This is a genomic window from Paracoccus sanguinis (genome assembly GCF_012689545.1).
Classification (GTDB): Bacteria; Pseudomonadota; Alphaproteobacteria; order Rhodobacterales; family Rhodobacteraceae; genus Paracoccus; species Paracoccus panacisoli.
The window spans coordinates 204,279-223,180 of record NZ_CP051542.1 but is presented as its reverse complement, the minus strand read 5'-3'; the positions used below and the strand labels follow the sequence as shown (position 1 = coordinate 223,180).

Genomic DNA, 18,902 nt, shown 5'->3' with positions numbered 1-18,902 from the left:
GTGACCCACCCGACGCCCCAAGACCCGACCGCCCGTCCGGACACGCCCGATGCCGCGGCAGACCGCGCCCCCGAGGCCGCGCCCCAGACCCCGCCGCCGCTGCCGGGGCGCGCACCCGACACCCCCCCGCCGCTTCCGACGTCCGCCGACCCGGCGCCCGCGCCGCCGCCCGCCCCCCACCCGGTCGTCGATTTCGATGCCGGCCTCGTCTTCGTCGGCGGCGGCGGCCCGGACTACGCCACCCCGCAGTCGCTGATCCTGAAATACGCCAACCGCCACGGGCTGATCGCCGGCGCCACCGGCACCGGCAAGACCGTCACCCTCCAGACCCTGGCCGAGGCGATGTCGCTCGCCGGCGTCCCGGTGGTGCTCGCCGACGTCAAGGGCGACCTCGCCGGCATGGCGGCGCCGGGCGGCACCGACCCCAAGCTGCTCGCCCCCTTTGCCGAGCGCGCCGCCCGAATCGGCGCGCCGCTCGACTATCGCGCCTTCCCGGTCACCTTCTGGGACGTGTGGGGCGAAAAGGGCCACCCGGTCCGCACCACCCCGGCCGAGATGGGGCCGCTGCTGCTCGCCCGCCTCATGGGCCTGACCGACGTGCAGGAGGGGGTGTTGAACATCGCCTTCCGCGTCGCCGACGAAGAGGGGCTGGCGCTCGCCGACCTCAAGGACCTGCAGTCGATGCTGGTCTGGGTCGGCGAGAACGCCAAGGAGCTGAGCCTGCGCTACGGCAACGTCGCCACCGCCTCGGTCGGCGCGATCCAGCGCGCGCTCTTGGTGCTGGAACAGCAGGGCGGGGACCGGCTCTTCGGGGAACCGGCGCTGGAACTCGCGGACCTGATGCGCACCGACGCCTCGGGCAAGGGGATGGTCAACATCCTCGCCGCCGAGCGGCTGATGAACGCGCCGCAGCTCTACGCCACCTTCCTGCTGTGGCTGCTGTCGGAACTCTTCGAGCAGCTGCCCGAGGTGGGCGACCCCGACCGCCCGCGCCTCGCCTTCTTCTTCGACGAGGCGCATCTGCTGTTCGACGGCGCCCCCCCGGCGCTGGTCGCCAAGGTCGAGCAGGTGGCGCGGCTCATCCGCTCCAAGGGGGTGAGCGTCTGGTTCATCACCCAGAACCCCGCCGACCTGCCCGATTCGGTGCTGGGCCAGCTTGGCAACCGCGTCCAGCACGCGCTGCGCGCCTTCACCGCCAAGGACCAGAAGGCGCTGCGCCAGGCGGCCGAGAACTACCGCGCCAACCCCGCCTTCGACACCGCCGACGCGATCCAGCACGTCGGCACGGGCGAGGCGGTGACCTCGTTCCTCGGCGCCAAGGGCGCGCCGGGGGTGGTCGAGCGCACGCTGGTCCGCCCGCCGCTGTCGCAGCTCGGGCCGATCCCCGACGCCGACCGGGACCGGATCATGCAGCTGTCGCCGCTGGGGCTGAAATACGCGACCCCGGTGGACCGCGAGAGCGCGTTCGAGCTGCTCGCCCAGCGGACCGCCGCCGCGGCCGAGGAAGCCGCCGCCGCCCAGCGGCGCGCGGCCGACGCGAGCCTCTTCGAGATGCGCAAGTCCGACGGCTATAGCCCCGGCCGGACCAGCACCGGCATCCAGATCGGGCCGCCCGCCACCCCGGCGCGGCGGGGCGATTCGATCGCCGAGGCCTTCGGCAAGAGCGTGGTCCGCACCATCGGCACTCAGGCCGGGCGCGAGATCGTGCGCGGCGTGCTCGGGACGCTGTTCCGGGGCCGCTGACCCGGCCAGCGCTCGCTGCCCAGCCCAAACCTCAGGGCAGGGCGCGCAGCGGCGCGGCGGCGGGCAGCAGCCGCGATTCCGCCAGCACCGCGATCATCAGCAGAACGTGCTGGTGCAGGTCGTACTCGGCCGCGCCCTCCTGCCGGGCGGCGTTCATCCGGTCCTCCTCCGCCCGCAGCCGGGGCAGGGCATGACCAGGCGCGGGCAGCGTCTCGCTGCGCAACAGCCGGCGCAGGTCGCGCTCGCGCCGCCAGCGGGCCTGCCCGGCGACCGCCGCCCGCACCAGTGCGGCAGGACGGCGCAGCGGCTGGCGGACCGGCTGGGCGGGAAAGGTCAGGATGTTCGACATCAGGCTCATTGGAACTCTCCGGTCCGAGGGCTGTTGTGTCCTTTGTGCTCTCCCTTGGGTTGTTGTTGCGCAACCAGTGCACGCAGCGCGCGACGTGGTTAACTCTCTTTAGGGAATCTTAGCGCTTCATGACCGAACTGTTCGGGGACCTGTCTTTTTCGACAGGGCGGACACCCAGGGCCGGCTGGCCCAAGGACATGAGGGGAAGCTTTGAGATGATGATTCTGACGGGCGATCTTTCCGCAGCCGCTGCCGTGACGCCCGAGGGCGAACCGGCCGCGGTCGCACAGCCCGCCGCGGCTGCGGCCGTCGCGGCCGATGACCTGCCCGAGGACGCCCGGCTCTACCTGCGCCACGTCGAGGGGGGTGAGACGATCCGGGCTCTGGCGCGCGAGGCGGGGTGCCACGCCTCGACTATCCTGCGCCGCATCCGCCGGTTCGAGACGCGCCGCGACGATCCGCTGATCGACCGGGCGGTGGACCCCGGCGCCCGGGCGACCGCCGGCAGCGCCGAGCCGGCCGAGCTGCGCCGGGTGCTGCGCCGGCTGGCCGAGCCGGGGGCGGTGCTGGCGGTGGCCGAGGGGATGGACAAGGCGATCGTCACCCGCTCGGACATCCGCACGGCGGTGCTCGACCGCAGCCTGGCCGAATACCTCGCGCTGCGGGGCTGGGTGGCGCTGGTGGGGCAGGGGCGGATCACCCGCCACGCGCTGACGCCCGCGGGCCGGGCGGCGCTCAAGGCGCTGGTCGCGGGGCGGTTCCCCGGCCTGCCGCAGGCGGGGGTGCTGACCCCGGCCGACGCCGAGGCGGTGGGCGGCCCCGACCGGCCGGGCCTGGCCGAGGCCGCCGCCGCCTTCGACATGGGCCCTGCGGCGGCGCAGCGGCACCGGATCTATGAGGACCGGACCCTCGATGACCCCGAGACGGGCGGCCCGCGCCGGATGCGCGTCAACATCGCGGAAAGCCCCCTGCTGGTGCTCGCCCGCCGACGCGACGCCAACGGCCAGCCGTTCCTCGACCCCGGCATGGTCCGCGCGGGCGAGCGGCTGCGCGAGGATTTCGAGCTGGCGCAGATGGGGCCGCGGGTGACCCAGAACTGGGACGGGTTCCTGACCGCCGGCTGCGCGGCCGCGGTGCCGGCCGGCGGCAACCTCGGCGGCGGGTCCGAGACCGCCCGCAGCCGCGTGGCCGAGGCGCTCCGCGACCTCGGCCCCGGCATGGGCGATCTGGTGCTGCGGGTGTGCTGCTTCCTCGAGGGGATCGAGCTGACCGAGCGGCGGCTCGGCTGGTCGGCGCGCTCGGGCAAGGTGGTGCTGCGCCTCGCGCTGATGCGCCTCGAGCGGCACTACCGCGAGCGCTACGGCGCCGGCAGCCCGCTGATCGGGTGAGGCGCGGCGGTCGCTGAGACGCCCTGACATCGGGCCGGGTCCGCGACGACCGTGGCCTGACGCAAGCCCGACCGCAGGCTCCTCACCCGCCCCGGCAACGAAAAGGGCCCGGCCGATCCCCCGGCCGGGCCCTTTCCTGTCATGCGCCGCAAGGCGCGCTCAGCGCATCGCCGATCAGGCCGCCTGCTGCTGCTTGTGGGTGCGCAGATAGGCCAGCACCGTCTCGGGCGACGATTCGCCATAGGGGTCCTCGGCGTGGTTGTCGCAGCGCCCCGGCTCTTCGAACAGCTTCTCGACCACACCGTCGGCGATCACCGCCGCATAGCGCCACGAGCGGCACCCGAACCCGAGGTTGTCCTTGCGCACCAGCATCCCGACCCGCTCGGTGAACTCGCCCGAGCCGTCCGGGATCACCTGGACGTTCTTCAGCCCCTGGGCCTTCGCCCACTGGTTCATCACGAAGCTGTCGTTGACCGACAGGCAGTAGATCGCGTCGATCCCCAGCTCGGCCATCTCGGCCGCCGCCGCCTCGAACCCCGGCAGCTGGTAGGTCGAGCAGGTCGGCGTGAACGCGCCCGGCAGCGAGAACAGCACCACGCGCTTGCCCTTGAAGTAGTCGTCGGTCGTCACCGCTTCCCAGCGGAACGGGTTCGGCCCGCCCACCGCCTCGTCGCGCACGCGGGTCTGGAACGTCACCTGGGGCAGTTTGTCGCCGGCTTTCATCGCATCGTCCTTTCCATCCGTCTGCCGCATTCGCAGCACCAGATGCTGCGACGCAGAAATCCAGTCCCGTATCTGGCAAGCCGTTGCCGGTTGATCAACCCCTTGCGAGGGTTTACCTCGGGTCAGACCCGCTTCCGCAGCGCCCGTCCCGAGGGGGCCCCTCATGCCGACCGTTCCGCCCGTCCTGCCCGCCGCCGGCGTCCCCGACGCCCCCGCCGCGCCGCCCGTCCTGCGCCACCCCGAAAAGGCCCACCGCCCCGACCAGACGCAGCCCAAGAAGCCCGCCTGGATCCGCGTCAAGGCGCCGACCTCGCAGGGCTACAAGGACACCCGCGACATCCTGCGCGAGAACCGCCTGTCGACCGTGTGCGAGGAGGCCGGCTGCCCCAACGTCGGCGAATGCTGGTCGCAGGGCCACGCCACCATGATGATCATGGGCGAGATCTGCACCCGCGGCTGCTCGTTCTGCAACGTCATCACCGGCAAGCCGCAGGCGCTGGACGTGTTCGAGCCGGGACGGGTCGCGCACGCCGTCGCCAAGCTCGGCCTCAATCACGTCGTGCTGACCTCGGTCGACCGCGACGACCTCGACGACGGCGGGGCCGAGCATTTCGCCCAGACCATCCGCGCCATTCGCCACCGCTCGCCCGAGGCGACGATCGAGGTGCTGACCCCCGACTTCCTCAAATGCGGCCCCGCCGCGCTGGAAACCGTGGTCGCGGCCCGCCCCGACGTCTTCAACCACAACCTCGAGACGGTGCCCGGCCTCTATCCCACCGTCCGGCCGGGGGCGCGCTACTTCCACTCGCTGCGGCTGTTGCAGCGGGTGAAGGAGCTCGACCCCGCCATGTTCACCAAGTCCGGCATCATGGTCGGCCTGGGCGAGGACCGGCAGGGCGTCCTGCAGGTCATGGACGACATGCGCGCCGCCGACATCGACTTCCTCACCATCGGCCAGTACCTGCAGCCGACCCCCAAGCACCACCGCGTGGACCGCTTCGTCACGCCCGAGGAGTTCGCGGGCTACGAGAAAGCCGCCTACGGCAAGGGGTTCCTGATGGTGTCGGCCACCCCGCTCACCCGGTCGTCCTATCACGCCGGCGACGACTTCGCCCGGCTCCGCGCCGCCCGGCACGCCCGCCTCGCCGGCGGCTGACCCGCACCCCCCGCCGCGCCGGCGCGCTTGCGCGCGGCGCCCCGCGCGGCTATCTGGAACCGGCGTTGCCCGAGTGGCGGAATGGTAGACGCAGCGGATTCAAAATCCGCCATCCGCAAGGATATGTCGGTTCGAGTCCGACCTCGGGTACCACGCGAAAAGCCCCCACCGGACGCCGGCGGGGGCTTCTTTCTGACCCCGATCCCCATTGGCCGCGCCACCCCGAAGGGGTCACTCCGCCGCGGTCACCATCGGGTTGTTCGGGTGCTGCGTCCAGTTCCGCTGCCCGCCCGCGACCTGGCCGGTGCGCGCATCGACCTCGCCCGGCGCCAGCTCGCGCATGGTGATGCAGTCCTCGACCGGGCACACGTCCACGCAAAGGTTGCAGGCCACGCACTCCTCCTCCTTCACGCGGAACACCCGTCCCGGGTCGATGGCGATCGCCTGGTGGCTGGTGTCCTCGCAGGCCGCATAGCAGCGCCCGCACGAGATGCACTTGTCCTGATCGATCACCGCCTTGGTGATGTAGTCGAGGTTCAGGTACTGCCAGTCGGTGACGTTCGGCACCGCCCGCCCGATCAGGTCCGACAGCGCCATCTCGCGCGCGTCGAGGTAGTCGCGCAGGCCCGAGATCATCTCCTGCACCACCTTGAAGCCATAGGTCATGGCGGCGGTGCAGACCTGCACGTTGCCGGCGCCCAGGGCGAGGAACTCGGCGGCGTCACGCCAGGTCGTGACGCCGCCGATCCCCGAGATCGGCAGTCCGCGCGTCTCGGGGTTCCGGGCGATTTCGGCCACCATGTTCAGCGCGATGGGCTTCACCGCCGGGCCGCAATAGCCGCCATGCGACCCCTTGCCGTCGATGGTGGGCTGGGGCGCAAACAGGTCCAGATCGACCGAGGTGATCGAGTTGACCGTGTTGATCAGGCTCACCGCATCCGCCCCGCCGCGCTTCGCGGCCTCGGCGGGCTTCCTCACATCGGTGATGTTCGGCGTCAGCTTGACGATGCAGGGCATCCGCGAGTACTGCTTGACCCAGCGCGTCACCATCTCGATGTACTCCGGCACCTGGCCCACGGCCGAGCCCATGCCGCGCTCGGCCATGCCGTGCGGGCAGCCGAAGTTCAGCTCGACCCCGTCCGCGCCGGTATCCTCGATCCGCGCCAGGATCGACTTCCACGATTCCTCGTCGCAGGGCACCATGAGCGAGATCACCAGCGCCCGGTCGGGATAGTCCCGCTTGACCGACTTGATCTCGTCGAGGTTCACCTGCAACGGCCGGTCGGTGATCAGCTCGATGTTGTTGAGCCCCAGCACCCGCCGGTCGGCGCCGTGGATGACGCCGTAGCGCGGCCCGTTGACGTTGACGACGGGCGGCCCGTCGAGGCCCAGCGTCTTCCACACCACCCCGCCCCAGCCGGCCTGAAAGGCGCGGCGGACGTTGTATTCCTTGTCGGTGGGCGGCGCCGAGGCGAGCCAGAACGGGTTGGGCGAACGGATGCCCACGAAGTCGCTGCGAAGGTCAGCCATCGCCTCAGCCCCTCATGTCGGGCGCATCGACCGGGGCAGGGGGCGTGGCCCCGCCGGTCAGATGCGCGTGGATGTCCTCGGCCGCGTCGCGCCCCTGCGCGACGGCCGTCACGGTCAGGTCCTCACCCCCCGCGGCGCAGTCGCCGCCCGCCCAGACCCCGGCGCGGCTGGTCCGGCCCGGCCCGGTCACGGCGATCTTGCCGCCGTCCAGCGCCAGCCCCTCGGGGACACCCGCGAGTTTCTGGCCGATCGCCGTCAGCACCATGTCGGCGGGGACCGACACCGTCTCGCCGGTGTTCAGCATCCCGCCATCGGGCAGGTCCTCGGTCCGCCCCAGCACCACGCCGCCATCCCCGGCCCGCGCCGCGACCACATTGGTCATCAGCCGCACGCCCGAGGTCACCGCGTGGTCCTGTTCGTGCCCCGAGGCCCCCATCCGGTCCTGCCCGCGCCGATAGGCGATGGTCACCGTCTCGGCGCCGAGCAGCTTCGCCTGCACCGCCGCATCGACCGCCGTCATGCCGCCGCCGATCACCAGCACGTCGCGCCCGACCGGCAGGGTGGCAAGGTCCGCCGCCTGCCGCAGCTCGGCGATGAACTCGACCGCGTCACGCTGGCCGGGGGCCTCGATCCCCAGCGCGTTGACGCCCCCGAGCCCCATCCCGAGGAACACCGCGTCATATTCGGCCGCGAGCGTCTCAAGCGTCACCGCCTCGCCCAGCACCGCGCCGGTGCGCAGCTCGATCCCGCCGATCCGCAGCAGCCACTCGACCTCGGCGGCGGCGAACCCGTCCACCGCCTTGTAGCTGGCGATGCCGTATTCGTTCAGCCCGCCGGGCTTGGGCCGGGCCTCGAACACCACCACCTCGTGCCCCTTGGCGGCGAGCCGGTGCGCGCAGGACAGCCCCGCCGGCCCCGCGCCCACGACCGCGATGCGCTTGCCCGTGGGGGCGCCGCGGCGGAACGGGTGGCCCTCGCCCAGCACGATCCCGTCGGTCGCATAGCGCTGCAAGGCGCCGATCTCGACCGGGCGGCCCTCGGCCTCCATCCGCACGCAGGCGCCCTCGCACAGAGTCTCGGTCGGGCAGACCCGGGCGCACATCCCGCCGAAGATGTTGTCGTGCAGGATGGTCATCCCCGCCGCATCCGGCGTGCCGGTGGCGATCTGGCGGATGAACAGCGGGATGTCGATGCCGGTGGGGCAGGCGGTGATGCAGGGCGCATCGTGGCAGAAATAGCAGCGATCGGCGGCGACGCGCGCCTCGTGATCGTCGAGCGGCGGGGCGACATCGGCAAAGTTGGCCGCGTAATCCCCGGGCGCGAGACGCCCCGGCACGATGCCCGGCGTCATCCTGGTCGTGGTCATGAGACCTCCCTGAAGCTGGCCGTTGTGCTGGCTCTTGTCCGTCAAGGCTGACACAGGTCGGAATTTTATCAAGAGGTAAAATTATGGCGGCCGCGTGTGGGGCCGGTGGGCGAGTTGGCGACTGGAAGTGACGCGAGTCGAACGCTGCGTTGCGCGCCGAACGTTCGCATGAACTGTGCATGAACATCGCACGAACGTCGCATGAACCCTGCATGGGTTGTGCATGATGTCGGATTGCGCCAGTCATGAAAAATCAATGCGTTGACCACGCAACATCAAGCAGCATGTGAGTTTCCGCCACCGCCCGCCGCCGGCAGAGCCAGCCGCGCCGCCAGCCCGCCCTCCGTGGCGCGCGAGAGCGTCAGCCGTCCGCCGTGCAGCGCCGCGAGATCGGCGACGATGGCTAGTCCCAGCCCGGCCCCCGGAGGTCCCGCCTCATCCAGCCGCCCCCCGCGGCTGAGCGCCGCGGCGTGATCCGTTTCGGCCATCCCCGGCCCGTCATCACTGACCGCGAGAACCAGCTCCAGCCCGTCGACAGTCGCCTCGACGCGGACTGAGGAGCGGGCGTATTTCACAGCGTTTTCAATCAGGTTGCCGGCCATTTCCTCGAGGTCCTGCCGCTCGCCCGCGAACCGCACACCGGGCGCACAATCCACCGTCACGCGCAGCCCGCGCGCCTCGGCCGGGCGTCGCAGGACCAGCAGGATGTCCTCGATCACACCTGCCACCGGCGTCGCTTGCCCCAGCAGCCGCGGCACCCCCGCGCTGCGCGCCCGCCGCAGGTGCCAGCCGATCTGCCGGTCCATCCGCGCGATCAGGGCCTGCCCCGGATGGTCGGGCGCAACGCTGTTCGCCAGCGCCGCCATCGGCGTCCTGAGCGAGTGCGCGAGGTTGCCCAGATGATCCCGCGCCCGCCCGATGACCGAGCGGTTCGCGTCCAGAAGCGCGTTGATTTCCAAGGCGATAGGACGCAGTTCTTTGACCGGGGGCAGGGGCAGCGCCTCGGCGCTCCCGGCCCGGATCGCCCGGATGTCGCGCCCCATCGCGTCCAGCGCCCGCAACCCCAGCGTCACCTGCGCCACGCTCGCCGCCGCCAGCCCCAGCCCGAGCACCGCCAGCGCCAGTGCCAGCGGCCGCAGCACCCGCGCCAGCGCCGCGTCGATCTCGTCCTGCGGCGCGGTGACCGTCACCGAAAGCGGCCCGTCGAGCCCCGGCAGCGTGAACGCCCGGCGCATCACCCTGAGCCGCTCACCCTCCGGCCCCAGCCCCGCGCCGCCGCTGAAAAATCCTTGCGGCGGTTGAAGATAGAGGTCGAGCAGCGACCCGGCCCGGGCGATCACCGCGCCGTCCGGCCCCTGCAGCTGCCAGGCCCAGAGCGACAGCGGCATCTCGAGCCGGGGGTCGGTCGGAGGCCGGGCGAGAGTCACGCGGCCCGTCGCGTCGACCTCGGTCCCGGCGATCACCGTCTCGGCGATTGCGTCGGCCTCGGCGTCGAAGCGGTCGGTGACGAAGCCCGTCAGCACCCCGCCGATCACCCACCACGCGCCCAGCAGCGCCAGCGTCAGCCACAGCGCCGCCGCCGCCAGCAGCCGGGCGCGGATGGAATCAGTGAGCCATCTCATGGGGTTGCGCCCGAAACCAGGACGTAGCCCTCGCCGCGCCGGGTCTCGATCAGCCCGTCGCCGATCTTGCGGCGGAGGCGCCCGATGACCACCTCGATCGACTTGAAGTCCCGGTCGCTGCCTGCGTCATAGAGATGCTCGGAGAGCTCGGTCCGGCTGACCACGCGTCCCGGGTGGTGCATCAGATAGCCGAGGATGCGCGTCTCGAAGGCCGTCAGCCGCAGCGCCACCCCGTCGCGCGTGATCAGCCCGAGCTGCGTGTCGAAGCTGAGCGGCCCCGCGGTCAGCACCGCCCGCGCGTGGCCTGCGGCGCGCCGCACCAGCGTCTGGGCGCGCAGCACGACCTCGTCGAGGCGGAAGGGCTTCACCGCATAGTCGTCGGCCCCGGCGCGGAAGCCCGCGACCTTGTCCGTCCAGTCGCCGCGCGCGGTCAGGATCAGCACCGGCATTGCCACCCCCGCCGCCCGCCAGCGCGTGAGCACCTCGATCCCGGGCAAGCCCGGCAGGCCGAGATCCAGGATGGCGACGTCGTAAGCCTCTGTCGCGCCAAGGAATTCCCCCTCGGCGCCATCGTGGGCGAGGTCGGCGACAAACCCCCCCTCGCGCATCGCGGCAGCGATCTGGTCGGCCAGCAGCGGGTCATCCTCGACGATCAGGCAGCGCATCAGTCGTCCTTCCTGCGGGAGGGTTTGGGCTTCTGGCGCGCGGCAGTCAGGTCGGTGCCCGCGACCTCGACGAAGCGGCCGCTCACCGCGTCCATGCGGATGTCGAGCACCGCCCGCGCGGGCGTCAGCAGGCGCAGCCGATAGATCAGGTTCGTGCCCTGCGCCCGCTCGGCCGGTCGCGCGGGCACGAGGTCGATCGCCAGCACCCGGCCGTCGAACCGCGCCTGCGCCCGCCGCACCGCCTTGTGGCGCGGCAGCAGGTCGTCCATCGCCACCGCGAACTCGTCGGGCAGGGGGGGCAGGGGGCGCGCTGAGGCATGGGCCGGAGGGCGCGGGGCGTCCGGGGCGCGCAGCCGCTCCAGCGCGCCGAGCCCGAAGAGGACCGCCCCGAGGATGAGGCCAATGACGATCAGCCGCCGCATGGGATCCTGTAGTAGGGCGAACCCAAACGGAAGGGAAACGGTCCGTTGGCGGTTCGTTCGGTCAGCGTGAGGTAACGAGACGACATCCGGGGTGGTGACAGCCGCCTCGCGACGCACCTATGAAAGGGAATTGAGATGATTCGGATGCTTCGGACCTCGGCTGCGACGGTGGCCGCGACGTCGATCCTCGCGCTGCCGCTGATGGCGCAGACCGCGCCGGTGGTGACCGCGCCTGTCGCGCCGCCGCCGGCGGTGACCGCGCCCGCCACCCTGGCGGCGCCCCCGGCGGTCACGGCGCCTGCCACCCCGGCGGCGCCTGCCGTGACGGCACCGGCCCAGGGCGGGTTGCCGGCCGCGCTGACGGCGCTGGGGATCACCGACGCCACCGTGACCGCGGGCCGCAAGGGCGGACAGCGCGTCGAGGGCACGCTGCCGGGCGGCGGCGCGTTCCAGGCGATGGTCGATCCTGCCGGGGCGCTGCGGATGATCCGCACGACCGACAACGCGGCGCTGCCGGCCCCCGTGGCCCAGGCGCTGATCCCCGAGGCGGTGCGCAACGCGCCGATCTTCGCCGAGTTTGCTCGCGTCGAGGGCATGGCGCAGGGCGACGAGGGGGTGATGGTGTTCGGAGCCGACACGGCGGGCGAGCCGCTCCGCGCCGGGTTTGCCGCCGACGGGACGCTGCAGCGCTTCGGTCGGGGCGAGATGGAGGGTCATAAGCACGGCAAGGGCGACCACGGCCGCAAGGATGGCGACCGGAAAGACCGCGGCAAGGGCCACGGGAAAGAGATGCACGGCAAGGAGATGCGCGGTGACAGAACCGGCCCGCGCGGTACGCGTCCCTCTGGGATGGACGGGATGGGTCAGCAAGGCGCGGGCCAGCCGGCGCCGCTGGACGATGCGGCGGTCAACCGGGTGCTGACCGAGGGCGGCTATACCGCCGTCGGCGCCATCACCCGCAACGGCCCGCGCGTCGAGGCCAAGGCGACCAACCCCGAGGGCGAGGCCGTGACGGTCACCATCAACCCGCGCGGCGTCGTGGTACGCGAACTCGCCCGCTGAGCCGCACGTCAGACGATCGAGGGCCGTCCCGTCCGGGGGGGCCCTTTTTCATCATGATTTCAAGAGAGATAGCCGGCAAGGCCCCAAAGATCGTAGCCGGCGCGGGCCGCCGTCTCGAGAATCTCGGCTCGCGGTCGCCGGCCCGACTGGCTCAGCGCCCAGGCGCTGGCCGACCGGGTGCCGGAGCGACAATAGGCGAGGATCTTGTCGCCGGGTTCGGCGCCTTGCGCGGCCTCGTCGATCAGGCTGCCCAGCCGGTCCGCGAGCGCCGGGGTCAGCCCGCCTGGCTCGATGGGCAGGTAATGGAACGCCAGCCCGGCGGCCTGAGCAGCCTCGGCCATCCGGGCGCTCTGCAGCGCCGCCTCGATCTCGCCGTCGGGCCGGTTGTCGATCAGCGTCGTGAAGCCGGCGTCCGCCAGCCGCGGCAGGTCGGCGATGTCGATCTGGGGGGCGACGAAGATCGTGTCGGTCAGGCGGCGCAGATCCACGGTGGGCCTTTCTTTGTCGTCCTCGCTTATGGCGAGGTTGGCGCTACAGCGAGGTCACTGTGGCAAACCGTGCAAGGGTTTGGCAACCTTGGTCTGCGGAGCGTAGCATCTCGGTCGAAGGGCGAGAAGCACAGCTGTCCGCGCCAATCCCGATACATCCATATCTTACATAATACGGATTATCGAGTATTCGGGTCAGTCCCGCCGTAGCGATAGAACCCCTCACCGGAACTCATCCCGAGTTTGCCCTTGTCCAGAAACTCGCTCTTCAGCCGCTGGGCGAAGGCCTGCGCCTTGGCGTCGCCGACCGCCGAGATGTGCCACGCGGTGTTCAGCCCCACGACGTCATAGATCTGGAACGGACCCACCGGCGCGCCGGTGGCGATGCGCCACACCTTGTCGATGTCTTCGGGCTGGGCCACGCCGTCCACCCACAGCGCCGAGGCCGACTGCAGGAACGGCACCAGCATCGAGTTCAGCACATAGCCGGGCTGTTCCTTCTCAAGCACGATCGGCTCCATCCCGATGGCGCGGGCAAAGGCGGTCACCTCGTCGCGGACCGCCGGGTCGGTGCCCGGGTGGCCCATGATCTCGGCGACATTATGCAGCCAGATGCGGTTGGCGAAATGCAGCGCGAGGAAGCGCGCGGGCCGCCCCGTGGCCTCGGCCAGCGCCGAGGGCAGTAGCGTCGAGGAGTTGGTGGCGAAGATGGTGCCCTCGGGCGCCAACCGGGCCAGCCTGGCGTAGAGGTCGCGCTTGATCTGCGGGTCTTCGGGGACCGCCTCGATGATCAGGTCGGCGGCCTCGACTGCCTTAGCCAGGTCCGAGGTCAGCGTCAGCCGCGCGCGGGCGGCGGTCATCTCGTCGGCCGGCAGGTCCAGGTCGGCCTGCATCTGGGCCGCGATCTGCGCGACCGCGCCCTCGGCGCGCGCCACCGCCTCGTCCGAGACGTCCTGCGCGATCACGTCGAACCCGTGGCGGGCGGCCTGCAGGGCGATCTGCACGCCCAACACACCGGCGCCGATCACGGTCACGTTGCGGATGGTCATGGCCTTGCCTCCGATGAATATCATATGATATTTATATATCATTTGAGCTGTCAGATTTCAAGGGTGGCGAGCGAAAGTCCGGCCCTGCCCCTCGCCGCGCGACCCCGTTGGCCCCTGCCCTTGCAGCGCCCCGGTCACCCGCTTAAGTCAGTCGGGATGTCTGCCGACCCGGAGGAGTTGCCGATGGCCATGGAAGCCTATGAGATCGAAGCGCTGATCCGTCAGGCCTTTCCTGACGCTGCGGTCACGATCACGGACCTTGCCGGCGACGGGAACCACTATGCCGCCGAAGTGGTGGACGAATCCTTCCGGGGCCTGAACCGCGTCCAGCAGCAGCGGCTCGTCTATGCGGCGCTGCAGGGCAAGATGGACGGGCCGAGCGGCGCGCTGCACGCGCTTGCGCTCACCACCAAGGCGCCGGACTGACGCGGGCGCGCCGCGTCCAATTTCACCCGCCGTGCCGACGTGCGGCCCTACCTCATCACGGGACACCTCTGCCATGACCGACATCCGCTCGCAGATCCAGGAAACCATCGACGGCAACGACGTCGTGCTGTTCATGAAGGGCACGCGCGAGGTTCCCCAGTGCGGGTTCTCGAGCCGCGTGGCCGGGGTGCTGAACTACATGGGCGTGGCGTTCCGCGACGTTAACGTGCTGTCGAGCGACGAGATGCGCCAAGGCATCAAGGACTTCTCGGACTGGCCGACCGTGCCGCAGCTCTACGTCAAGGGCGAGTTCGTCGGCGGCTGCGACATCGTCACCGAGATGACCCTCTCGGGCGAGCTCGACCAGCTCTTTGACCGGGCCGGCGTCGCTTATGACAAGGCCGCCGCCGAGAAGATCCGCGAAGCCAACAGCTGATCACGCAGCGCTGAATGCGAAAAGGGCCGCCCGGTGGGGCGGCCCTTTTCCATTCGGTGGCTCGACGCTCAGCGATAGAAGCCGTCAGCGTCGTAACGATCATCGTCGTCGTAATCCGCTTCGACGAAATCATACTCATCGTCGTCCCGGTGACGCCAGCTCTGCAGCTTCGAGGCCAGAGCCACGCCCACGGCAAAGGCGCCCATCAGCGGCGGGATGGTGGCCGCGTTCGAGTCCTTCACGCGCGACAGGGTGTCCCGCGTGTCGGCGAGGAACTGCGGCGTCAGCCCGACCCGGTTCGCCGCTTCGCCCGCGACCTTGCGGGTGAAGCCTTGGACCTTCGCCTCGGCGTCACGGGCGAACCCGTGCACCTTGGCTTCGGCATCGTCGGCGAACTTCGCGGCCCGATAGGACACGTCGTCGACCAGCGATGCGACCCGACCCTCGACGTTGTCCACGACCTCGGTCGCCTTCAGCCGCGCCTTCTCCAGCGCCGCGTCGGTGGCGAGGCTCACCCGCGCCTCGACCTCGGCACGAAGCTCGTCGGTCGACGGCACCGGATGCTTCACCGTCTTCGACATCGAGATCAGCACGACGCCGATGATGACGAACAGCAGGCCGATGGCGAGGGACGCCCCCAGCGAACCCCAGTGAAGGTGGTAGGCCAGGAACGTCCAGAGGGCGGCGACCAGAAACCCGGCGCCGATCAGCGCGACGACCCCGGCAGCGGCCTTCATTCCGGCGCGGCGACCCGCGTCGGAAAGGGCCAGCTGCATATTGCGCGCGTAATCGAACATCGGATCAGCGGCGGGCGAGGATCAGGCCGACCAGGAAGCCGACGCCGGCCGCGATGCCGAGCGCCTGCGCGGGCTTGCGGCGCACCATGTCGGACATCTCGTCGTAGTAGTCGCCGGCGTACTGCGCGACTTCGGTCGCCTTGCGCTCACCCGCGCGGTAGAGGCGGTCGGCCTCTTCACGAGCGCGCTCGGCGTACTCGGCGCCCTTCTCCTTCGCGGCCTCGACGTACTCGGCGCCCTTGTCCTTGGCGGCGTTCGCCATGTCGGCGGCGGCGTGCTTGACGTCGTCAGCGGCGCGGCGCGCCTTGTCAGCCGCGGTGTTGTCGGTCGCCTCGTTCCAGGCGTCCTTGGCGTCGCGGGCCAGCTTGTCCACGCCCGACTTGACGTCGTCGGCGGTTTCGCGGGCGGCGTCCTTGACGTCTTTCTTCAGATCCGAGGCGGTGTAATTGTTGGCCATGGTGCGGCTTCCTTTCCCGATAGAGGGTTCGTTTCGTTGCGGTTCTTGAACGGCCGACTCTGGCGTTTCGTTCCATCGGCGTGACAAGTAATCTCCCTGTCGACGGCCCGACGCTGGGTCACGATCTGAAGGGACCGGACCATGACCGTGACGATCTATCACAACCCCCGCTGCTCGACCTCGCGCCGGGTGCTGGCCACGCTGCGCGCGGGGGGCGAAGAGCCGCAGGTGATCGACTACCAGCGCACCCCCCCGGACCGGGCAACGATCCGGCGCCTGATCGCGGACGCCGGGCTGACGGTGCGCGCCGCGCTGCGACAGTCGGGAACGCCGTATGACGAGCTGGGCCTGGGTGACCCGAGCCTCGACGACGAGGCGCTGCTCGATGCCATCGAGGCGCATCCGATCCTGCTCAACCGCCCGTTCGTGGTGACCTCGCGCGGCACGGTGCTGGCGCGTCCGCCCGAGCGGGTGCTCGAGATCATGGAGAACCCGCCCGCCCACGTCGCCGAGGCGTGAGCCTGCGCGCCCTGAGCGCCCCCCTGCCCGGTCCTCGGTCCGCACGGCCCGCGGGGCGGCGTGACGATGCCGCATCCCGGCGTGGGTGACCCCGGCGCAGCCCCCGAAAGCGCCGCGCTCGCGCGGCTGATCGCGGCGCAGGATCACCCGTGGCTGGCGAAGCTGGCCGTTGCCACCGCCGACGTTGGGCCCACCCCCGCCCCGCTCTGGCCCGGCGAGGGCGCCGCCGTCGCCCGCGCCATTCCCCGCCGCCGGGCCGAGTTCGCCGCCGGGCGGGTCGCCGCGCGCGCGGCACTCGCCCAACTGGGTGAGCCGCCCGCGGCGATCCCTTCTGGGCCCGACCGCGCCCCGATCTGGCCGCGCGGTGTCGTGGGCAGCATCAGCCACGCCGGCGCGGTCGCCATCGCCGTCGCCGCGCGGACCGCGGACAGCGGCATCGCCGCGCTCGGCGTCGATGTCGAGCCGGACCGCCCGCTCTCCCCCGACCTGATCGGCGACATCGCGGACGACGCGGAAATCGCCCGTCTCGCCCCACTGCCCCCGCCGGTCGCTGCGCTGCGGATCTTTTCGCTCAAGGAGGCCGCCTACAAGGCGCAGTATCGGCTGACCCGGCAGCTGCTCGGCTTCCCCGACCTGCGGCTGACGCCCGATGGGCTGGTCTTCGCGCACGCGGTCCCGCCCTTTGCCGCGGGCGCGCTGCTGCCGGCGCAGCAATGGGTCGGGGGCGGGCTCTGCCTCTCGCTCTGCCTGCTCGAGGCCGCGGACACTCCGTGACCTGTCCAAAGTGATCCTGTCCAAAAGGTCAGGTGACTGCGGGGGCGGCCGCGTGATGTAGTCTTTCCGACTCTGCGTGTTTCCATTTTTTACCAGTTGGCCCTCGAAAGGCAGTTTTCATGGCGCATCTTGTCGGAACCGTCGGCGACGACACGCTAGTCGGAACGCCCGACGACGACCTGATCGATGGTCTGGCCGGCAACGACCGGATCGTCATCGGCGATGCCCCGGGCAACGACACGATCCTGGGCGGGGACGGCGGCGACACGCTCGACGCCAGCGGGCAGACCGCGGGTGCCACGGTGAGCTATTCCGGCGCGGGCGAAGGCACGCTCGTGCAGGGGGCGGACAGCGTCAGCTTTTCGGGGATCGAGCGGCTCAATCTCGGGTGGGGCAACGATGCCGTCACGGCGGCCGGCACCTCGGCCGGGATCGACGTGAACACCGGCGCCGGGGATGACACCATCATCGGCAGCGACGCCCGCGACACCATCGACGGCGGCGCGGGGAACGATCTGATCGACAGCGGCGACGGCGACGACCTGATCGAGAGCTCAACCGGCAACGACACCGTCCATGCCGGGGGCGGCGACGACGGCGTGCGGTGGGGCAAGGACGTCGACAACCAGACCGGTCACGACGTCCTCTACGGCGGCGAGACGGGTGAGACGAGCGGCGACGCGCTGAACGCGTGGACGTACGACGGTGTCGCGGTCGAATTCACCGGCGCCGAGTCCGGCACGCTCGCCGACAACCACGGCAACACCGCCGAGTTTCACCAGTTCGAGCGCATCCTGACCGGCGAGGGCGACGACAGCATCGACGCCTCGGGCGCGGTGCTGACCGGCACGACCGGCGTGAACGTCCTGACGCGCGAGGGCGACGACACGCTGATCGGCAGCGCCGGCGACGACACGCTGAACGGCGGCCACGGCGCGGACGTCATCAACGGCGGCGCCGGCGACGACATCATCTCGCTCAACGGCAATCTCTACGGCGACCCGACGCAGCCCGACAAGTTCGCCGATGTGCTGGTGCTGCAGGACGGGTCGGGCGACGACCGGGTGCTGGACTTCCGGATCCCGGTTCGGCAGCCCGACGGCAGCATCGTCTCGACCGACCGGCTCGACGTGAGCGCGCTACACGATGCCTCCGGCAACCCGGTCGACCTCGACGACGTGACGATCACCGCGGACGGCGACGGCAATGCCGTCCTGACCTTTCCGAACGGCGAAAGCATCACCCTCGTCAGCGTCACCCCGGCGCAGCTCGGCAGCCGGCGGCTGCTTAACGCAATGGGCATCCCCTGCTTCACCGCCGGGACGCGCATCGCCACACCGCGCGGCGCGGTCCCGATCGAGGCGCTGCGCGCCGGGGACGCAGTGCTGACCCGCGACCACGGGGCGCGACCGCTGCGCTGGGTCGGGCGCCGGAGGCTGGGCGCCGCGGCGCTCGCCTCGGCCCCGCATCTGCGCCCGGTGCGCATCCGCGCCGGGGCGCTGGGGCCGGGGTGCCCGGCCGCCGACCTGACCGTGTCGCCGCAGCACCGGATGCTGGTGACCTCGCGCATCGCCCAGCGGATGTTCGGCACCGCCGAGGTGCTCGTCGCGGCCAAGCAGCTGACCTCGCTGCCCGGCATCTCGATCGACACCGAGGCGACCGAGGTCGAGTACATCCACCTGCTCTTCGACGACCATGAAGTCGTCACCGCCAACGGCGCCGCAAGCGAGTCGCTCTACACCGGGGCCGAGGCGCTGCGGGCCGTGGGCCGGGCCGCGCGCGCCGAGATCCTCGAACTGTTCCCCGCGCTCAGGCACGGCGTGCCCGGCGCGCCGGCACGACCGCTGGTCCGCGGCCGACAAGCCCGCAGCCTGGCTGCGCGTCATCTGCGCAACCTGCGGCCGCTCGTCGGGATGCACTGACGGGCGGG

General features: G+C 71.1%; 20 protein-coding genes and 1 tRNA gene. 10 read left to right on the top strand and 11 right to left on the bottom strand.

Annotated elements, in window-relative coordinates; translation table 11 throughout:
• Nucleotides 1-252: 252 nt before the first annotated feature.
• Entirely contained in the window at nucleotides 253-1,743 is a 1,491-nt protein-coding gene (locus tag HGN31_RS01045) for a helicase HerA-like domain-containing protein (protein WP_244961182.1), read from the top strand.
• A 31-nt stretch (nucleotides 1,744-1,774) separates the two neighbouring features.
• Here HGN31_RS01045 and HGN31_RS01040 read toward each other — a convergent pair whose 3' ends face one another.
• Nucleotides 1,775-2,092 carry a DUF6477 family protein gene (locus HGN31_RS01040; protein WP_231565752.1) on the bottom strand — a complete coding sequence of 106 codons (318 nt, stop codon included), beginning with the start codon at nucleotides 2,090-2,092 and terminating at the stop codon, nucleotides 1,775-1,777.
• A 215-nt stretch (nucleotides 2,093-2,307) separates the two neighbouring features.
• On the opposite strand from HGN31_RS01040, the gene HGN31_RS01035 reads away from it, so the two are divergent.
• On the top strand, nucleotides 2,308-3,480 hold the full coding sequence (locus tag HGN31_RS01035) for a DUF6456 domain-containing protein (protein ID WP_244961083.1): 1,173 nt from the start codon (nucleotides 2,308-2,310) through the stop codon (nucleotides 3,478-3,480).
• Nucleotides 3,481-3,654: 174 nt separating this feature from the next.
• Here the strand turns inward: HGN31_RS01035 and HGN31_RS01030 are convergent, their stop codons facing one another.
• Entirely contained in the window at nucleotides 3,655-4,203 is a 549-nt protein-coding gene (locus HGN31_RS01030) for a peroxiredoxin (protein WP_036704323.1), read from the bottom strand.
• Between the two features lie 163 nt (nucleotides 4,204-4,366).
• Between HGN31_RS01030 and lipA the strand changes: the two genes are divergently transcribed.
• On the top strand, nucleotides 4,367-5,359 hold the full coding sequence (lipA, locus tag HGN31_RS01025) for a lipoyl synthase (RefSeq protein ID WP_244961081.1): 993 nt from the start codon (nucleotides 4,367-4,369) through the stop codon (nucleotides 5,357-5,359).
• Nucleotides 5,360-5,426: 67 nt separating this feature from the next.
• Nucleotides 5,427-5,512 (top strand) — tRNA-Leu (locus HGN31_RS01020).
• Between the two features lie 78 nt (nucleotides 5,513-5,590).
• Here the strand turns inward: HGN31_RS01020 and preA are convergent.
• From preA to HGN31_RS00995, 5 genes are all read right to left on the bottom strand, one after another.
• The gene (preA, locus tag HGN31_RS01015; RefSeq protein WP_168782065.1) at nucleotides 5,591-6,889 is read right to left on the bottom strand and encodes an NAD-dependent dihydropyrimidine dehydrogenase subunit PreA; all 1,299 of its coding nucleotides are present in this window, start codon (nucleotides 6,887-6,889) and stop codon (nucleotides 5,591-5,593) included.
• A gap of 4 nt (nucleotides 6,890-6,893) precedes the next feature.
• The gene (locus HGN31_RS01010) at nucleotides 6,894-8,255 is read right to left on the bottom strand and encodes an NAD(P)-dependent oxidoreductase (protein WP_052176455.1); all 1,362 of its coding nucleotides are present in this window, start codon (nucleotides 8,253-8,255) and stop codon (nucleotides 6,894-6,896) included.
• Between the two features lie 275 nt (nucleotides 8,256-8,530).
• Nucleotides 8,531-9,877 (bottom strand): ATP-binding protein, encoded by a 1,347-nt coding sequence (locus HGN31_RS01005; protein ID WP_168782064.1) that lies wholly within the window; start codon nucleotides 9,875-9,877, stop codon nucleotides 8,531-8,533.
• Nucleotides 9,874-10,542, bottom strand: coding sequence for a response regulator transcription factor (locus HGN31_RS01000; protein ID WP_036711822.1), 669 nt, complete (start codon nucleotides 10,540-10,542; stop codon nucleotides 9,874-9,876). Before HGN31_RS01000 ends, HGN31_RS01005 begins: the two co-directional genes overlap by 4 nt.
• Nucleotides 10,542-10,964, bottom strand: a complete 423-nt coding sequence (locus HGN31_RS00995; protein ID WP_168782063.1) for a PepSY domain-containing protein — start codon at nucleotides 10,962-10,964, stop codon at nucleotides 10,542-10,544. The genes HGN31_RS01000 and HGN31_RS00995 overlap by 1 nt, the downstream gene beginning before the upstream one ends.
• Nucleotides 10,965-11,099: 135 nt before the next feature.
• Between HGN31_RS00995 and HGN31_RS00990 the strand changes: the two genes are divergently transcribed.
• Entirely contained in the window at nucleotides 11,100-12,026 is a 927-nt protein-coding gene (locus HGN31_RS00990; protein ID WP_168782062.1) for a hypothetical protein, read from the top strand.
• A 59-nt stretch (nucleotides 12,027-12,085) separates the two neighbouring features.
• Here HGN31_RS00990 and HGN31_RS00985 read toward each other — a convergent pair whose 3' ends face one another.
• Together HGN31_RS00985 and HGN31_RS00980 are read right to left on the bottom strand one after the other, a co-directional pair.
• Nucleotides 12,086-12,514, bottom strand: a complete 429-nt coding sequence (locus tag HGN31_RS00985) for a protein tyrosine phosphatase family protein (RefSeq protein WP_168782061.1) — start codon at nucleotides 12,512-12,514, stop codon at nucleotides 12,086-12,088.
• 179 nt (nucleotides 12,515-12,693) lie between these two features.
• Complete coding sequence (locus tag HGN31_RS00980) at nucleotides 12,694-13,563, bottom strand: 3-hydroxyacyl-CoA dehydrogenase (RefSeq protein WP_244961080.1); 870 nt, start codon at nucleotides 13,561-13,563, stop codon at nucleotides 12,694-12,696.
• 183 nt (nucleotides 13,564-13,746) lie between these two features.
• Here HGN31_RS00980 and HGN31_RS00975 point away from each other — a divergent pair, with 183 nt between their 5' ends.
• Together HGN31_RS00975 and grxD are read left to right on the top strand one after the other, a co-directional pair.
• Nucleotides 13,747-13,989, top strand: a complete 243-nt coding sequence (locus HGN31_RS00975; RefSeq protein WP_036704664.1) for a BolA family protein — start codon at nucleotides 13,747-13,749, stop codon at nucleotides 13,987-13,989.
• A 73-nt stretch (nucleotides 13,990-14,062) separates the two neighbouring features.
• Complete coding sequence (gene grxD / locus HGN31_RS00970; protein WP_036704661.1) at nucleotides 14,063-14,425, top strand: Grx4 family monothiol glutaredoxin; 363 nt, start codon at nucleotides 14,063-14,065, stop codon at nucleotides 14,423-14,425.
• A 68-nt stretch (nucleotides 14,426-14,493) separates the two neighbouring features.
• Here grxD and HGN31_RS00965 read toward each other — a convergent pair whose 3' ends face one another.
• Nucleotides 14,494-15,222, bottom strand: coding sequence for a phage holin family protein (locus tag HGN31_RS00965; protein ID WP_168782059.1), 729 nt, complete (start codon nucleotides 15,220-15,222; stop codon nucleotides 14,494-14,496).
• A gap of 4 nt (nucleotides 15,223-15,226) precedes the next feature.
• Nucleotides 15,227-15,679, bottom strand: a complete 453-nt coding sequence (locus HGN31_RS00960) for an ElaB/YgaM/YqjD family protein (RefSeq protein WP_036707860.1) — start codon at nucleotides 15,677-15,679, stop codon at nucleotides 15,227-15,229.
• A 141-nt stretch (nucleotides 15,680-15,820) separates the two neighbouring features.
• Between HGN31_RS00960 and arsC the strand changes: the two genes are divergently transcribed.
• The 3 genes from arsC (at nucleotide 15,821) to HGN31_RS00945 (ending at nucleotide 18,894) form a co-directional block, all read left to right on the top strand.
• Nucleotides 15,821-16,198 carry an arsenate reductase (glutaredoxin) gene (arsC, locus tag HGN31_RS00955; protein WP_168782058.1) on the top strand — a complete coding sequence of 126 codons (378 nt, stop codon included), beginning with the start codon at nucleotides 15,821-15,823 and terminating at the stop codon, nucleotides 16,196-16,198.
• A 66-nt stretch (nucleotides 16,199-16,264) separates the two neighbouring features.
• Nucleotides 16,265-16,972 (top strand): 4'-phosphopantetheinyl transferase family protein, encoded by a 708-nt coding sequence (locus HGN31_RS00950; RefSeq protein WP_168782057.1) that lies wholly within the window; start codon nucleotides 16,265-16,267, stop codon nucleotides 16,970-16,972.
• Nucleotides 16,973-17,091: 119 nt separating this feature from the next.
• Entirely contained in the window at nucleotides 17,092-18,894 is a 1,803-nt protein-coding gene (locus HGN31_RS00945) for a Hint domain-containing protein (RefSeq protein WP_168782056.1), read from the top strand.
• Nucleotides 18,895-18,902: the final 8 nt, after the last annotated feature.

Coding starts and splice junctions, on each gene's coding strand:
- HGN31_RS01040 (WP_231565752.1), bottom strand. CDS start 2,092: ATGTCGAACATCCTGACCTTTCCCGCCCAGCCGGTCCGCCAGCCGCTG.
- HGN31_RS01035 (WP_244961083.1), top strand. CDS start 2,308: ATGATGATTCTGACGGGCGATCTTTCCGCAGCCGCTGCCGTGACGCCC.
- HGN31_RS01030 (WP_036704323.1), bottom strand. CDS start 4,203: ATGAAAGCCGGCGACAAACTGCCCCAGGTGACGTTCCAGACCCGCGTG.
- lipA (WP_244961081.1), top strand. CDS start 4,367: ATGCCGACCGTTCCGCCCGTCCTGCCCGCCGCCGGCGTCCCCGACGCC.
- preA (WP_168782065.1), bottom strand. CDS start 6,889: ATGGCTGACCTTCGCAGCGACTTCGTGGGCATCCGTTCGCCCAACCCG.
- HGN31_RS01010 (WP_052176455.1), bottom strand. CDS start 8,255: ATGACCACGACCAGGATGACGCCGGGCATCGTGCCGGGGCGTCTCGCG.
- HGN31_RS01005 (WP_168782064.1), bottom strand. CDS start 9,877: ATGAGATGGCTCACTGATTCCATCCGCGCCCGGCTGCTGGCGGCGGCG.
- HGN31_RS01000 (WP_036711822.1), bottom strand. CDS start 10,542: ATGCGCTGCCTGATCGTCGAGGATGACCCGCTGCTGGCCGACCAGATC.
- HGN31_RS00995 (WP_168782063.1), bottom strand. CDS start 10,964: ATGCGGCGGCTGATCGTCATTGGCCTCATCCTCGGGGCGGTCCTCTTC.
- HGN31_RS00990 (WP_168782062.1), top strand. CDS start 11,100: ATGATTCGGATGCTTCGGACCTCGGCTGCGACGGTGGCCGCGACGTCG.
- HGN31_RS00980 (WP_244961080.1), bottom strand. CDS start 13,563: ATGACCATCCGCAACGTGACCGTGATCGGCGCCGGTGTGTTGGGCGTG.
- HGN31_RS00975 (WP_036704664.1), top strand. CDS start 13,747: ATGGCCATGGAAGCCTATGAGATCGAAGCGCTGATCCGTCAGGCCTTT.
- grxD (WP_036704661.1), top strand. CDS start 14,063: ATGACCGACATCCGCTCGCAGATCCAGGAAACCATCGACGGCAACGAC.
- HGN31_RS00965 (WP_168782059.1), bottom strand. CDS start 15,222: ATGTTCGATTACGCGCGCAATATGCAGCTGGCCCTTTCCGACGCGGGT.
- HGN31_RS00960 (WP_036707860.1), bottom strand. CDS start 15,679: ATGGCCAACAATTACACCGCCTCGGATCTGAAGAAAGACGTCAAGGAC.
- arsC (WP_168782058.1), top strand. CDS start 15,821: ATGACCGTGACGATCTATCACAACCCCCGCTGCTCGACCTCGCGCCGG.
- HGN31_RS00950 (WP_168782057.1), top strand. CDS start 16,265: ATGCCGCATCCCGGCGTGGGTGACCCCGGCGCAGCCCCCGAAAGCGCC.
- HGN31_RS00945 (WP_168782056.1), top strand. CDS start 17,092: ATGGCGCATCTTGTCGGAACCGTCGGCGACGACACGCTAGTCGGAACG.